Below are 16,080 nucleotides of genomic sequence, written 5' to 3'. Positions count from 1 at the left end.
CCTTCATGAAACGGTTCCTTGCCCGCAATGCGCCCGGATATCTGTTCCTGTCTCCGTGGCTGCTCGGCTTCTTTCTTCTGGCTCTCGGACCGATCCTGGTCTCGCTCTACCTGTCCTTCACCAAATACGACATGGTGAGCGATCCGCGCTGGGTCGGCCTTGCCAATTATGATTACATGTTCAGCCGCGACCGCCGGTTCTGGAAGGCACTGGAAGTCACGTTTACCTACGTGGTTCTGGCCGTTCCGGCCCGTCTGGCCTTTGCTCTGGCAGTCGCGATGCTGCTGGACAAGGGGCTGAGGACCATCGGGCTTTACCGGGCGATCTTCTATTTGCCCTCCCTGCTGGGGGCTTCCGTTGCTATCGCCATTCTCTGGCGCGAGCTTTTCGCGGCCTCTGGTGTGGTCAACGAGTTTCTGGGTTTCTTCGGCATTTCCGGGACGGACTGGATCACAAACCCGAAAACCTCGCTCTACACGCTGGTGGCACTGGCCGTCTGGCAGTTCGGGTCGCCGATGCTGATCTTCCTGGCTGGCTTGCGCGGCATTCCAAGGGATCTCTACGAGGCGGCGGAAATTGACGGAACGCCGAAATGGCGCCAGTTCACCCGCATCACCTTGCCGCTGCTGGCGCCGGTGATCTTCTTCAATCTGGTGCTTCAGACAATCGACGCCTTCAAGACCTTCTCCAGCGCTTTCATCATTTCGAACGGTGTTGGAGCGCCCGCAGACAGCCTGCTGTTCTTCACGGTCTATCTGTTCAACGAGGCCTTCAAGTTCTTCCGCATGGGCTATGCCTCGGCACTGGCCTGGGTGCTGCTGCTGATCATCGCGGCCTTCACGGCGCTTGCCTTCTTCACCTCGAAATACTGGGTGCACTATGACAACGACCGCGACTGACCTGGACCGGGCCATCGAGGCCGATGAAGCCGCACGCATTGCTCACGAACTGCGCCTGAAGCGCGACCGGCGGGCGCGCAATGGCCGTTACCTGAAGCATCTGTTCCTGATGCTGTTTTCGGTGGTGATGCTCTATCCGCTGTTCTGGCTGATGGCATCTTCGCTGAAGCCGGAAAATGAGATTTTCGGCAATCTTTCGCTGTGGCCATCGAACTTCCAGTTCGACAATTACACCAAGGGCTGGTTTGCCCTGCCGGTGCCTTTCACCACCTTCTATATCAACTCCACCATCGTTACGGTGCTGTCGGTCATCGGCAATCTGATCTCCTGCTCCTTTGCGGCCTATGCCTTTGCCCGGCTGCAATTCACCGGGCGCAGCTTCTTCTTTGCGCTGATGATGATGACGCTGATGATCCCCTATCACGTGGTGCTGATCCCGCAGTATGTGATGTTCCTCAACCTTGGCTGGGTGGATACCTACCTGCCGCTGGTGGTGCCGCGCTTCCTGGCGGCAGATGGCTTCTTCATCTTCCTGATGGTGCAGTTCTTCCGCCAGTTGCCGCGTGAGCTGGACGAGGCGGCGATGATCGACGGCTGTTCGCCCTTCAAGATCTACTGGGCCATCATCCTGCCCCTGTCCCTGCCTGCCATGGCCACGGCAGCGATCTTTTCGCTGATCTGGGTGTGGGAGGACTTCCTCGCCCCGCTCATCTACCTCAACGATATCAAGAGCTACACTGTGCCGCTGGCGCTTCGCCTGTTCCTCGATCAGGAGGGCCAGTCCCTCTACGGACAGATGTTTGCCATGTCGGTGCTTTCGCTCGTACCGGTCCTGATCTTCTTCGTGGCTTTCCAGAAGCTGATCGTGCGCGGCATCGCGACATCCGGAATGAAGTGAAATCAGAGATCCAAGGAAAAAGAACTATGGCTGGATTGACACTTCGCAATGTCGGCAAGAGCTACGGCAAGCTCAGCATCATCAAGGACCTGAACCTCGACGTGGTGGATGGGGAATTTCTGGTTCTCGTTGGCCCCTCGGGCTGCGGCAAATCCACATTGCTGCGCATGATCGCCGGGCTTGAGGATATCACCGAGGGCACGATTTCCATCGGCAGCACCATCGTCAATGATCTGCCCGCCTCAAAGCGCGAGCTTTCGATGGTGTTCCAGAGCTACGCGCTCTATCCGCATATGAGCGTGGCCAAGAACCTCGCCTTCGGCCTTCAGAACTTCAATGTGCCGAAAGCCGAAGTCACCCGGCGCGTGGCGGAGGCGGCGCGCATCCTGCAGATCGAGGCGCTGATGGACCGCAAGCCGCGCCAGCTTTCCGGCGGTCAGAAGCAGCGTGTGGCCATCGGGCGCGCCATCGTGCGTGAGCCAAAGCTCTTCCTCTTCGATGAGCCGCTGTCGAACCTCGACGCTGAGCTGCGCGTGCAGATGCGCGCGGAGCTTGCCGCACTCTACAACCGTCTCGGCACCACAATGATCTACGTGACCCACGATCAGGTGGAAGCCATGACGATGGCCAGCCGGATCGTTGTCCTGCGCGGCGGCAAGATCGAGCAGGTGGGCACGCCGCAGGAGCTTTACACGAAGCCCCGCAATCTTTTCGTCGCGGGGTTCATCGGTTCGCCCAAGATCAACCTGATGACGGCGAGCCATGCGGCCGTTGATGGTGCGTCTTCTGCAGATATCGAGGGCTTTGGCCGCTTCACCATCCCGCAGCTGGCGACCAGCGACACCAAGCTGACGCTTGGTATCCGCCCGGAGGCCATGCGCATCGGCGAAGGCAGAGTGCAGGGGCAGGGCAGCATCCGCCTTGTCGAATATCTTGGCAGCGAGACGCTGCTGCATGTGGCACTGGCGGATGGCCAGGTGCTGCTGGTCAGCGATTCCAGCCGCCGCCTCTTCCGCGCCGGAGATACGGTGCCGGTCGGCTTCGATCCGTCAGACCTTCATTATTTCGATGCCTCGGGCCAGCGCACCGGGGCTGCCAATGCCGGCACTCAATGAGCCTCGCTCATTGAGTGCCGGTCAAGCCCTTGCGGCGCATGAGCAATTTCAAGGCGTGATGCGTCAGCATCGGAAGTCTTGGTAGAACGAGAGCCAGAACCAGTGAAGATAGCCATCGTTGGATGCGGATCACGGCACAAGATGTTCCGCGATTCCGTTGTCGAGGATTACTCGGACAAGCATGAGATCGTTGCCCTGTGCGACAGCAACGGCCACCGGCTGCGGCTGGCGGCGGAAGCGGCCTCACAGCCCGGCACCAACGGCGTTGCGACCTATCTGGCGGGGGATTTCGACCGGCTGATCACAGAGCAGAAGCCTGACACGGTGGTCGTGGCAACGCCGGATTTCCTGCACAGCGACTACATCATCCGCGCCTTCGAGGCTGGCTGCGATGTGATTTGTGAGAAGCCGCTGACCATCGATCTGACGCGGCTGAAGATGATCCTCGACGCGCAGGCGCGCACAGGCCGCAAGGTGATGGTCACCTTCAACTACCGCTATTCCCCGGCCCGCACGCAGATCAAGGAGCTGATCATGTCGGGCGCCATCGGCACGGTGACGGCGGTCGATTTCCGCTGGCATCTCGACCGGGTGCACGGGGCTGACTATTTCCGCCGCTGGCACCGGCAGAAGGAAAACTCAGGCGGGCTGCTGGTGCACAAGTCCACCCATCATTTCGACCTGCTGAACTGGTGGCTCGGCTCCGTGCCGGTAGATGTGTTCGCCTCTGGCCGCCGGGCCTTTTACCGGCCGGAGATGGCGGTGGAGCTGGGCCTGGGCGGGCGCGGTGCCCGCTGTGCGGACTGCGCTGTTGCCTCTTCCTGCGACTTCGAGCTGAACATGGACGGAGACGAGAACCTGCGCAGCCTCTACCGGGAGGCGGAGGACGAGGACGGCTACTTCCGCGACCGCTGCGTCTTTGATGCGGATATCGGCATCGAGGACACGATGCAGGCCCACATCCGCTATGCCTCCGGCGTGACAGCTAATTACACCCTGACCGCCTATTCCCCCTGGGAGGGGCTGGAGATCAAGTTCCAGGGCACGAAGGGCGACATCACCCACCGGCATGTGGAGGTGCATGGCGTGTTTGGCGGCGAGCGTGCCCATGCGGGCGGGGATGCGGTGACGACCGAGCTGCATCTGGCTGGCGAGCACCCGCGCATGCTCGACGTGCCGCACGGCGAAGGCCACCATGGCGGTGCTGATCCGGTGATGCTGGGCTATATCTTCGACCCCGCAGGCATGGAGCCCGACCGCTTTGGCCGTGCTTCGGATCATGTGGCGGGCGGCTGGTCGATCCTGACCGGCATTGCCGCAAACATGTCCATCGAGACCGGCTCCGCCGTGAACATTCCCACCATGCTGCGGGCCCGCGGCATCAAGCTTTGAGACCGCAAGAGAAACAGGGAGGCCGTCATGGAACGGGCGATCCGGGTTGGCGTCATCGGCGTTGACCATGGCCATATTCTTGGCATGGCCGCATCCATGCGCGCTGCGGGTGCGCAGATCGTGGCCTGGAGCACGGGAGTGGATACAGGCGACGCAGAGCGCGCCGCCTTCCGCAGCTTGTTTCCTGACGTGCCGCAGCGCGAGGAGGCTGCCGTTCTGGAGGATGGCAGCCTTGATATCATTCTGAGCGCGGCGGTGAATGCGGACCGGGCGCGGATCGCCATCGCAGCCATGCGCCACGGCAAGGATGTGATGGTGGACAAGCCGGGGTGCACCTCGCTGGAGCAGCTTGCGCAGATCCGCGCAGTTCAGGCGGAAACCGGGCGTATCTGGTCCGTCTGCTTTTCCGAGCGGCTGCAGGTAGAGAGCGCCACGCTGGCCGGGCAATTGATCGCCGAAGGGCGGATCGGCAAGGTGGTGCAGACCGTTGGCCTTGGGCCCCACCGGCTGAATGCGCCAACGCGCCCGGACTGGTTCTGGGCCCGGGAGCGCTCCGGCGGCATCCTCACGGACATCTGCGCGCATCAGTTCGACCAGTTCCTGTTCTTCACCGGCTCCACCACCGCAAGGGTGGTCAGCGCCCACGCGGGCAATGTGGCCAATGCGGAGCGGCCCGGTTTTCAGGACTTCGGCGAAGTGCTGCTGGAAGGCAACGGCGGGCGCGGCTATGCGCGGGTGGACTGGCTGACGCCGGATGGCCTGCCGGTCTGGGGTGATGGACGCATGACCATTCTGGGCACCGAAGGCTTTATCGAGCTGCGCAAATACATCGATATCGCGGGCCGGCCGGGCAAGGATCACGTGTTCCTGTCAGACCGCAGCGGCACGCAATATCTCAACGCCGAAGGGGCCGGGAAACCCTATTTCGCGGCGCTTTGCGCGGACATCCTGGCGCGGGGCGAAAGCGCGATGCCGCAGGCGCATGCCTTTCTGGCAACGGAACTGGCCCTGTCCGCACAGCAGATGGCGGAAGCGGCAGGGCAGGGGGAATAGCGGGATGAGCCGTTCCATAGGTATTGCCGTTCTGGGAGCAGGCATCGGCAAGGCGCATGCGCTGGCCATCGCCGCTCTGCCGGATCACTACCGCCTGCTTTACGTCTGCGATCTGGACAGGGCACGGGCAGAAGAGGCAGCCAGTGCCGTGCCGGGCTGCAAGGCAGTGACGGACATGGCCGAAGTGCTGGCTGATCCGGAGGTGGAGATTGCCGATATCTGTCTCCCGCCGCGCCTGCATCATGCGGTGACACTCAAGGTGCTGGCTGCGGGCAAACATGCCATCTGCGAAAAGCCGCTGGCTGGTTCCCTGCGCGAGGTGGACGAGATCATCGCTGCCGCAAAAGAATCTGGCCGTCAGGTGTTTCCGGTGTTCCAGTACCGCTATGGCGCCGGGTTCCGGGGCGTCCATGCGCTGAAGCAGGCCGGGTTGCTGGGCAAGGCCTATACGCTGTCCATCGAGACCCACTGGCAGCGCGGGGCGGTCTATTACGCGCCAGTTTGGCGCGGCACCTGGGCGGGCGAAATGGGCGGTGTCATCGTCAGCCACGCCTGCCATGCCCACAACCTTGCCACCTTCCTGATGGGTGATGTGCAGGAGGTGGCGGCCTTCCTTGATACGCGGGTGAACCCGGTCGAGACGGAAGACTGCGCCGCCATCATCCTGCGGCTTGCAAGTGGCGCTCTTGCGACATCCTCGGTGACGGTGGGGGCGGCGGGAAATTCGTCCCGCTTCCGCGCCTGTTTCGAGCATGTGACCGCGACATCCGGTACGCATCCCTATCAGATCGGCGCCGGTCCCTGGACGTTCGAGGCCACGGACCCGGCCCTTCAGGGCGAAATCGATGCCGTTGTGGCTGCCGCCGCCGAACCACCGCTGCGCTATGCCGGCCAGCTCATCGACATTCACGCAAGGCTTGGCGGTCAGCCGGATCTTTACCTGCCCAGCCTGGCCGAGGCGCGCCATTCGGTGGAGCTGATGACGGCGCTTTATGCTTCTGCGCGTGGCGAAGGCTTCGTCAAGCTGCCGCTCTCCGCAGACCATCCGCTTTATGGCGGCTGGAAGCCCTGAACCGGCTGTGGGGCAGGCTGGAGTTGCGGTGCTTCCACTGGAGAGGAGCAGCCCGTGCAAGCGCCTGGTGCTGACTTTTTGCCACATTTTTGCTGCAATTTGTCATCTCTAGGCATTGCAAAGAGTTAGGTGAACGCCGCTATGGCTGCATATGCTGCTGAAGTTTAAACATTTTTGCCATTGTAATTTGTAGCGAAAAGAATGTGACCAAGGTCACACTTAGACCCAAGTGTGCTTCGTATAAGTCCTGATATGTCAGGTTGTATGGAGCGGCGATTTGGCGGGCATTGTTTATACCAATAGTGGAAGGCGGGTTGCAGATCCTGACTTCAGTGTTTCACGATGCCGGAATTCCGGATATTCACGCGTATTCCAGCCGTTCCCATTTTCAGGGCTTCTGAAATATGTTCCGCTGGTTTTTTTTACTGCCTTTTTTCTTCATGCTTCTGGCGGGTATTTCGAATCTCGCGCCCAGGAAGGGGCTGACGCGGCCCCGCTTGCATCCGAGCAATTCGGTGATTGGCTGCTGAAATGCGTCAAGGCCGGGAACGGCAGCGCTTGCGAATTGGTGCAGCCATTGATGGTAGAGCACGAAGGCCAGCCCGTGGAGCTGTTGACCCTCGCTGTTTCCAGGGCGGCCGACAAATCCGGCAAGGCTGACTGGGCTCTTGTGGTGCTGACGCCGCTGGATGTGGATCTGCCCTCTGATTTCGGCCTGCAGGCCGGGCAGGGCAAGCCGGCACTATTCCGCTACCGCAACTGCAATCATCTGGGCTGCTTCGCCGTGGTGCCGCTGGACAAGGGCTGGATCAGCCAGTTGCAGAAGGCAGCTGACGGTACGGCCTATTTCCGCCTGCTGAATGGCCGGACGGTCAAGGTGTCCTTCTCGCTTGCCGGCTTTACCAAGGGTTTCGAGGCTCTCGCTTCGGGCAAGGTGCCGGACGGCAAGGCTGGAGAGGGCGGATGACAGCTTTCACCCGAAACCTCCTGCGTCCGCTGCTGCTGGCTTCCGTTGCCGGTCTCGGCCTGACTGGTGCTGCCCTTGCGCAGACTGCAGCAGATCAGGCCGCGCGTCAGGCCGAGGAAATCCAGCGCCGCTTCTCCGAACAGCAGCGGCTTTTCGAGGCTGAAAGCCTTGAAAACCAGCGCCGCGCGCCGTCGGGCGCAGTTCTCGATACTCCGCGTGACGCCGGTCCTCCACCGGGCGGCACCTGTGTGGATGTGAAGACCATCAGCGTGACCGGCGCCACCCTGGTGCCGCAGGCCCGCATCAATGCGGCGGCGGGCAAATGGCAGGGCCGCTGTCTTGGCCTTGCCGGGCTGAACGGCGTGCTGGAAGACCTGACGCAGCTTTATCTCACGCGCGGCTACATTGCCTCGCGCGCCTATCTGCCGGAGCAGGATCTTTCAGCCGGCGACCTCCGGGTCGAGATTGTGGAAGGCCAGCTTGAGGACGTGGTGCTCAAGGGCGAGCATGTTGGCACCGGCCGTCTCGTCACCGCCTTTCCCGGCATGGCCGGAAAGCCGCTGAACCTGCGCGATGTGGAGCAGGGGCTGGACCAGATCAACCGGGTGAATTCCAGCACGGCCACGATCACGCTGGAACCGGGCGCCGAGCTGGGCGACAGCGTGCTGGCGGTCGCCATCGAGCGTGGGAAGTTCTGGGCGCTGAGCTATGGGGCGGACAATCTGGGCTCAGAGGCCACCGGCATCTATCAGAGCCGGGTGGACCTCGGCCTCGACAATGTGTTCGGCATCAACGACCAGTGGAGCTTCGGCTACCAACGCTCCATGGACAGGCACCCGCTGTTCATCTCGCCCAAGCGCCCGGACAGCAACACGCTGAACGGCGCCGTCTCCGTGCCCTTCGGCTATTGGACGGCTGGCCTCAATGGCAGCTGGAACAATTACCGCTCCAACATCGAGGGGCAGTTCTCGCAGATCGACACGTCCGGCGGATCGCGCTCCCTGTCGCCGTATGTTTCGCGGGTGCTGCACCGGGACCAGACGTCCAAGACCTGGGCCACAAGCCGCCTGACCTGGAAGGAAACCGAAAATTTCATTCTCGGCAACCGCATCGACGTGTCCAGCCGCGTGCTGGCCATCGGCACCTTCGAGCTGGGCCATTCGCGCCAGCTTCTGGGCGGACAGGCCAGTGCGTCCGTTGCCTACCACCGGGGCCTTGATGCGCTGGGTGCCGTCCGTGACAAATGGGCAGCGCCGGGCACACCGCGCGCCCAGTTCAATAAATTCACTGCCTCACTCGGCTATTTTCGCGCGTTTCCGGTGGGGGATGCGAACCTGCTGGTCAGCTCGAACGTGACCGGGCAATGGTCGAACGACCGTCTGTTCGGGTCCGAGCAAATTGCCTCCGGCGGCTATTACACGGTCCGCGGTGTGCGTGACAGCGTGCTTTACGGCGACCGGGGCTACACCTGGCGCACTGAAGTGTCCTTGGTTCTGCCTGCCCCTGAAAATGCGCAGCTCGCCAAGGCTCTCGGACGGGTTGAACCCTATGTGGCGGCCGACTTCGGCCGCACCCTGACCGCAGGGCGGGGCAATGGCGTTTCCGGCAGCATGCTGGGTGGTGCCGTTGGCCTGCGCAACCGCAGCGGCCGGCTCAGTTTCGATATTTCCTACAGCGATTTGCTGATCGAGCCGGATTTGCCGGCAGCCCAGAAACCCTCCTCGGGCCTTTTCCAGGGGCGGGTGGCGATTTCCTTCTGAGGACTGGATCTCCCATGGCCCTGCGGGGGCCGTGGCTGAACATTTGAACGGATGACAAAGATGGCCCACCGCGCAAGCCGTTTCCGCCGGACCGTAACGGGTCTGGGCACGAAGACCGTCTCAGCCCTCCCGGGTCTCGGCCGCAGGCTGCTGGCCAGCACGCTGAGTGCGCTGATTGTCATCCAGCCCATTGCCTTGCGGGCACAGGAGGCAGGCGCTGCCCCAAATGGGGTGCCGATGGTCAACATCGTCACGCCCAATGACGCGGGCCTGTCGCATAACAAATACGATAGCTTCAACGTCGGCACGCCGGGCCTGATCCTCAACAACAACAATCAGGACGTGGGCCTGTCGCAGCTGGGCGGCGTGGTGCCCGGCAATCCGAACCTTGCCACCTCCGGCCCGGCCAGCGTCATCCTTAACGAGGTCACCGGCACAAACCGCTCCCTGCTGGAAGGCATGGTGGAGGTCCATGGCGCCCAGGCCGATGTGATCATCGCCAATCCCAATGGCGTCACCTGCAACGGCTGCTGCTTCCTCAATACGCCCCGCACGACGCTGACCACCGGCCTGCCGGAGATTGGTGCCGATGGGCGGCTGACGGGCTTCCGCGTTGAGGGCGGTGACGTTCTGATCGGCGAAAAGGGCGCCAATCTTGGCGGCGTTTCGGTGTTTGACATCGTGTCGCGCCGCATCTCTGTCGAGGGGCCCGTGCTGGCGGGCGGTGAACTGAACCTCACCGCTGGCCGCAACGCCTATGACTACGCCTCCGGTCTGGTGACGCCGCTGGGCAGCGATGGCGAAGAGCCGGGCATAGCCATCGACTCCTCCCTGCTGGGCGGCATGTATGCGGGCAAGATCAAGGTCATCTCCACTGACCGGGGCGCGGGCGTGCGCATGTCGGGGCAGATGGCGGCCAATGCCGGGGCCATGTCGCTGTCTGCCGATGGCAAGCTGACACTCGGCAAGGCACGGGCCACACAGACAGTCACCGCCCGCTCCACCCGTGATGTGGTGGAGGTGACGAACACGCTTTTCTCTGATGAAGCCATCGCCCTTGACGGGCTGAAGGGCGTTGCGCTGCGCGATGGCGCGCTTGTTGCCGCGACCGGCGATGTGTCGCTGAAGGGCAGCGCTGTCACGCTGGGCGAGGGCGCGCTTGCTGCCTCCGGCACCGCTGCCGATGGCACGCAGGGCACCACTGGCACGCTCAGTGTCGAGGCGGACACGGTGGATGCCCGTGCCGGTCAACTCGCCGGGGCAGGGCGCCTGTCTGTCACAGCCAACGAGCTTCTGATCAACCGCGCTTCGGATGATGGCGCCATCACCTTACGCTCGCGCGGGGACATGATCCTGTCGGCGGAGCGCATCGCCGCCCTCAACGCCAATGTGACCGCTGCCGGGGATCTCACGCTGCGCTCTGACGCTGCGCTGGCGCTGGAAAACGGCCGTTATGCTTCCGGCGGCACTCTGCTGGCGCAGGCGGCAAGCCTGACCTCCACAGCCAGCCTTGCCGCCCTCGGCGGTGCAACGCTGGCCAGCATGGGCGGCGCGCTGAATCAGAACGGTGAGGTCTCCACGAACGGCGGTGTCAGCCTAACCTCTGCGGCGGACATGGCCGTCAATGGCCGCACGGGTTCCTCCGGCGCGCTTACTCTCACGGCAGCAGGAACAATCACCACCGGTAGCGGCGCGGTTATTGCGGCTGATGGCAAGGTGACCGTTTCTGCGGCCAGCATCCGCAATGAGGGCGTTATAGGAGGGCAGTCGACGGGGGCTGGAAATGGCCTTGAGGTGACGAGCCTTGGGGCGCTGGAGAATTCCGGCACCCTTTCCAGTACCTCCGGCGCCCTGATCAAGGCGGGTGGTCCGCTGTCGAGCAGCGGCATCATGGCTGCGACCGGCGCGCTGACGCTGGATGCTTCCGGTGCCACGCTAACCTCAACCGGCACCATCAACGGCGGCACGGTGACGGTGGATGCAGGCAGCCTCCTCAGCCGGGGGAGCCTTGTCGCCTATGCCGGTGCGCTCAACGTCACAAGCGCTGGCGCACTGGAGCTTGGCACCGAAACCCTGGCGCAAGGGCCGGTGACGCTGGCCACCGATGGCGCAACGCTCTTTGGCGGGCGTCTGGTCTCTGCCGGAGTTCTCACGCTTGAGGGCATCAGCGGTGAGCTGGCAGGCACGGTAACAGCTGCCTCCGGCGCCTCGGTGAATGGCGGCGCGGGCGTCAGCTTCAAGGCGGCATCGCTTGTCAACGAAGGGGCCCTTGGGTCTTCCGGCGGGGCGCTGAGCCTCGCGCTTTCGGGCAATCTCGACAACACCGGCCTCCTCTATGGCGGCACGGATCTCGCCATCCTGCTCGACGGCACGCTGACCAATGTCAACGCCGACATTCTGGCCGAGCGCAACCTGACCATTGCGGGGCGCAGCGCCGCACGCGCGGCTGCTATCGACAACCGCTCTGCCACCATTGAAGCTGTTTCAGGCAACATGGCGCTGGCGGCAGGCACCATCACCAACCGCCGCGACGGGCTGGTGGTGACAACGGAGACCTCGAGCACCACCAGTACCTCCGGCAACACCACCACCACGGTGGAAACGACCCGCGAGAAGGCCACGGCCAATGGTCCGGCCGGCCAAGTCCTTGCGGGCGGCACGCTGACCGTAAGCGCAGGCACCCTGACCAACAGCTACAGCCAGATTGCCTCTGGCGGTGACATGACACTGGCGGCCGCAACCGTGGTCAACGAGGGGCGCGACCTGATCGAGACCGTGGTGACGACAGCCGTCACCCAGCATTCCGAGCGGTATTGCGACACCCGTATCCTTGGCATCTGTATCGATTACGACACCCGCTACTGGACGACCACGGACACGGACACCGCGTCCTCCACCTATGATCAGGTCTTCGGTACCATCGTGGCGGGCGGCGACCTGGATGCCGCGGTGACTGGCTTCCTGACAAACAGCGCCGTGCGCGAAGCTGCGGGCCAGATCGGCCTTGCCTCGGGCGGGCGGGCGCTGGATCCGGCGCTTGTCGATGCCAGCACCGCAGCGCGTGACTTTGCCGAGGCCGGTTCGCTCGACATCAGCATCGATGGCCTGATTGGCCGTGAGGCCACCTTCGAGCAGGCCCAGAGCCCGGATACGCCGTTCCTCATCGAAACGCGCTCCGAGTTCATCGATCTCAGCAAATATCTGAGTTCCGACTACTTCCTTTCCCGTGTTGGCGATTACGACCCCAACGGCATCGAGCGGCGCTTCGGTGATGCCTATGCCGAGTTCCGCCTGATCCGAGAGCAGATCTTCAACCTGACCGGCACGCTGGATCTGGGGTTGGGGCTCGATCCGATGGCGCTGATGCGCCAGCTCTATGACAATGCCCTTGCCGTGCAGGGAGACCTGCAGCTGACGCCGGGCGTGGCGCTGACGAAGGAGCAGGCGGCTGCGCTGACGCGCGATATCGTCTGGCTGGAGAAGCGGAGCGTCAACGGCCAGGACGTGCTCGTGCCCCGGCTGTACCTTGCTGCCTTGCGCAGCAGCACGCAGGTGGCCTCGGCCCAGATCCGCGCGGGTGGAGACACCACACTGGTGGCAGGAGGCGTGGCCAACTCGGGCCTCATCGCCACGGCGGGCGATCTGCGCATCGACACGGACTTCAGCACCGTCAACGAAGGCGGCAGCCTCTTCGCCGGGGCCGATATCATCATCGATGCCGGCAGCCTCTTCGCCAACCGCTCGGGCACCGTTTCCGGCGGCACGGTGGTCATCAACGCGGACATGGTGGCCAATGACACGCTGAAGCAGCGCGACACCTATTTCAACGGCTATGCCGACCGCATCCAGCAGGTGGGCCGCATCGAGGCGCGCAACGATCTGCTGATCAACGCCTCGGGCTCCATCCTGTCCGAAGGCGGGCGTTTTGCCGCCGGGGAGGATCTCGTCCTCACCGCCGGTGATGCGGTGGAAATCTCCGCCCTGCAGCTGGAGCGCAGCCGCGACGACACCATCAAGGGCGGCTATGACCGGGCGAGCAGCCTGACTCACACCCTGGCGGAGCTGAGTGCAGGCGGCGCCATGCTGGTGGATGCAGGCGGCAACCTGACCCTTGCGGGCGCAGAGCTGGAAGCCCGCCGCACGGTGACGCTGGATGCGGGCGGCAACCTTGCCATCATCTCCGTGCAGGACCAGTTCTCCCGCGACCTGAAGCTGGATATCGACAGCGGCGGAATCTTCGGCACGGAAACCAACATCCGCCGTCAGGCTTCCGGCACCGGAACACGGCGTACCACCCTTCTGGCTGGCGAAGACATCGCCATCATCAGCCGTGATGGCAACATTGCGCTGGGGGCGGCCCGGCTGCAGAGCGGCGGAGAAACCCGCATCGAGGCCGGGAAAGGCCAGGTGGCGCTGCTGACCACGACGGACCAGAGCTACCGGCACGACAGCAAGCGCGAAGAAGACCTGCTGTGGTGGAACTCGCGCGATCAGGGCCAGCTGAGCGAGACCATCGCCCATGTGGAGATTGAGGCCGGCGGCGGCGTGAAGATCGACGCGGGCAACGGCATCATCGTCGAATACCACAAGACCGGCAGCTTCGAAGCCTCCATTGAGCAGCTGGCCGCCCAGCCGGGGCTTTCCTGGGTGGGTGAGCTTCGCAACGATCCGGCGCTGGCCGGCAAGGTGGACTGGCAGGCGGTCGAGACCCGCTTCGAACAGTGGGACTACAAGGAACAGGGGCTGACGGAGGCAGGCGCGGCGCTGGTGATGCTGGTTGCCACCGCGCTCACCGCAGGCAGCGGCGGCCTCACCGCCTCGCTCTCCTCCTCACTGGCCACCAGTCTCGGCGTTGCGGGCAACGTTGCGCTGGAAGCGGCGCTTCAGGCGGGTGTTCAGGCCCTCATCAACAAGACCGCCGTCGCCCTCGTCAACAACCGCGGCAACCTCGGCGGCGCGCTGGAAGAACTCGGCTCCTCCGCCACCCTGCGCAGCCTCGTCACCTCCATGGTCACCGCAGGCCTCACCGCGCATCTGATGGATGTGTCGGGGATTGGGGCAAACCTTGATCCGCAGGCACCGCTGGCGGACCGTATCGTGCAGGACCTGCAGCGCGGCCTGATCCGCGCCTCGGTGACGGCCGGTGTGGAAGCAGCCGTCAATGGCCAGCCGCTGGGCGATGCCCTGATCTCGGCCTTGCGGCAGCAGGCAGCCCTTGTTCTGGGCGAAACCCTTGCCGAGGAGATTGGCGCTGCCGTGCATGAAGGCGGCATGGACCGGCTGCCGCAGCTCATCGCCCATGCGGCGGTGGGATGCCTGACCGGATCGGTTGCCACAGGCGACTGCAAGGGCGGGGCGGCGGGTGCTGTTGCCGGTGAACTGACGGCAGATGCCATCTCGGCCATGATCGAGGACGACCTGCGCGAGGCCTTTGCCAAGGGCACGCTGAGCGAGGCCGAGGCCGAGCACATGGTGCTGGAATGGCGGGAGAGCGGTGTGAACGTTGCCCGGCTGGCGGGCGGCCTTGCCGCAGCGCTTGCCGGCGGAGACGTGGATACGGGCGCTGACGCTGGCGGCAACGCGGCTGAGAACAACGCCTTCTGGATCCCCGTCATCGCGGTGATCGTGATTGCGCTGGAAGTTACGGACAAGGTTCTCGTTGCCAAGGACGCCGTGGACATCTCCATGGCGGTCTATGCCTGCAACGGCGGAGACGCAGCCTCCTGCAGCCAGGCCGAGGAAATGGCCAAGCAGGCAGCGCTTGATGCCGGCATCGAACTGAGCATCGGCTCCATCGTGCCCGGCTCCAAGGCCGGCGCCGACCTGATCCGCTGGGTCCGCAAGAACGCCGACGCCGACACACTGAGAACGATCGACCGGGCCGCGGATAATTTTGCAGATGGAGTGCCGATCAAGCAGTATCCTGACGGCAGCTTCAGAACTCCTGACGGCAAGTTTGCAAGTCAAGGGGGGCTACCGGCTCCTGGAACACGCTCGGCACAAGAATATACCCAACATCTGCGTGACAATGGATTTGACGTTGTTGGCGAGGAACTAACTGTCAAAGCTGCCGTCGGCAACAGGCGGTATGACGCGGTCGTTCGTACCAAAGATGGTGAGTTGTGGGGAATCGAATACAAAAGCGGTGGGGCGACAAAGACCCCTCAGCAGGACTTTAATGATATGTATATCAATCGATTTGGGGCTGATGGTGTTGGCCAGCTTGCAGGGGAGCGTGTTGTGGGAAACATCACGATATATCTGCCATGACAAAAGTGTCTCTTGAGGTTGAGAATCGTCTGCCCGTGCAGGTGTCTGAGTTCTCAAAGGTGGAGAAGGCTCTGCGTTCCCTGAAGAGTTATGGGCCTGCGTCCTTTGCAGTTCTGACGAAAGAGGATGGTTCCTACGTGCAGGTTGCCGGGGGGAGGCTGACATGCGTTGTCGAGCAGAGGTTTGCCGGAACCGGCAAGCAGATGCGGGCCCGCTATGAACGGGCAAAAGTTCCTTATGAAGGGAAACAGACCCTTGTGTTTGGTGGCGGGAAGCTTGAGGCTGAGCCTGAGGAGATTTTATTCATTGAGGATGTTATCTTGATCTTCAAGGCCTTTTGGGAAGGTTCTGCTGACCCTGGTATTATCGCTTGGCGTGACATTTCCGAACGTCTGAAGGATTTTTAGGCGAAGTAATGAATATTTGCATGTGCGCAAAGACGGTACTCCTCTGACAGTGTGTACAGAAACGGTATTCACCTGACAGTGCCGCGTTTTGAAGCGGGTTCAGCCGGCTCGGGTTTCTGGCTGCATTGAAGCCTGGTACGGACCGTCATGCTGCAGCCCCCCCCCCCCCCCCCCCCCCCCCCCCCCCCCCCCCCACCCCACCGCCGGCCGTCCCCTCCCCGGGAGCGGGACTCTCGTCCCTGCGCCG

General features: G+C 63.2%; 10 protein-coding genes. All 10 read left to right on the top strand.

Annotated features, from left to right (window positions below; all coding sequences use genetic code 11):
- The first annotated feature begins 5 nt into the window (after positions 1-5).
- The 10 genes from V6L75_RS08040 (at position 6) to V6L75_RS07995 (ending at position 15,833) form a co-directional block, all read left to right on the top strand.
- Complete coding sequence (locus V6L75_RS08040) at positions 6-899, top strand: carbohydrate ABC transporter permease (protein ID WP_334250990.1); 894 nt, start codon at positions 6-8, stop codon at positions 897-899.
- Between the two features lie 109 nt (positions 900-1,008).
- Entirely contained in the window at positions 1,009-1,797 is a 789-nt protein-coding gene (locus tag V6L75_RS08035) for a carbohydrate ABC transporter permease (RefSeq protein ID WP_334251242.1), read from the top strand.
- Positions 1,798-1,823: 26 nt separating this feature from the next.
- Positions 1,824-2,912, top strand: a complete 1,089-nt coding sequence (locus V6L75_RS08030; RefSeq protein ID WP_334250989.1) for an ABC transporter ATP-binding protein — start codon at positions 1,824-1,826, stop codon at positions 2,910-2,912.
- A 102-nt stretch (positions 2,913-3,014) separates the two neighbouring features.
- Positions 3,015-4,304, top strand: coding sequence for a Gfo/Idh/MocA family protein (locus tag V6L75_RS08025; RefSeq protein ID WP_334250988.1), 1,290 nt, complete (start codon positions 3,015-3,017; stop codon positions 4,302-4,304).
- A gap of 27 nt (positions 4,305-4,331) precedes the next feature.
- On the top strand, positions 4,332-5,357 hold the full coding sequence (locus V6L75_RS08020; RefSeq protein ID WP_334250987.1) for a Gfo/Idh/MocA family protein: 1,026 nt from the start codon (positions 4,332-4,334) through the stop codon (positions 5,355-5,357).
- A gap of 4 nt (positions 5,358-5,361) precedes the next feature.
- Complete coding sequence (locus V6L75_RS08015; RefSeq protein ID WP_334250986.1) at positions 5,362-6,429, top strand: Gfo/Idh/MocA family protein; 1,068 nt, start codon at positions 5,362-5,364, stop codon at positions 6,427-6,429.
- Positions 6,430-6,706: 277 nt separating this feature from the next.
- Complete coding sequence (locus V6L75_RS08010) at positions 6,707-7,396, top strand: invasion associated locus B family protein (RefSeq protein WP_334250985.1); 690 nt, start codon at positions 6,707-6,709, stop codon at positions 7,394-7,396.
- Entirely contained in the window at positions 7,393-9,156 is a 1,764-nt protein-coding gene (locus tag V6L75_RS08005) for a ShlB/FhaC/HecB family hemolysin secretion/activation protein (protein ID WP_334250984.1), read from the top strand. Before V6L75_RS08010 ends, V6L75_RS08005 begins: the two co-directional genes overlap by 4 nt.
- A 60-nt stretch (positions 9,157-9,216) precedes the next feature.
- Complete coding sequence (locus V6L75_RS08000) at positions 9,217-15,426, top strand: two-partner secretion domain-containing protein (RefSeq protein WP_334250983.1); 6,210 nt, start codon at positions 9,217-9,219, stop codon at positions 15,424-15,426.
- A complete protein-coding gene (locus V6L75_RS07995; protein WP_334250982.1) occupies positions 15,423-15,833 on the top strand; it encodes a hypothetical protein in 411 nt (136 codons plus the stop codon). Before V6L75_RS08000 ends, V6L75_RS07995 begins: the two co-directional genes overlap by 4 nt.
- Positions 15,834-16,080: the final 247 nt, after the last annotated feature.

This window comes from Pannonibacter anstelovis, assembly GCF_036881715.1.
Classification (GTDB): domain Bacteria; phylum Pseudomonadota; class Alphaproteobacteria; order Rhizobiales; family Stappiaceae; genus Pannonibacter; species Pannonibacter anstelovis.
This window is presented reverse-complemented; position numbering and strand designations above follow the sequence as displayed.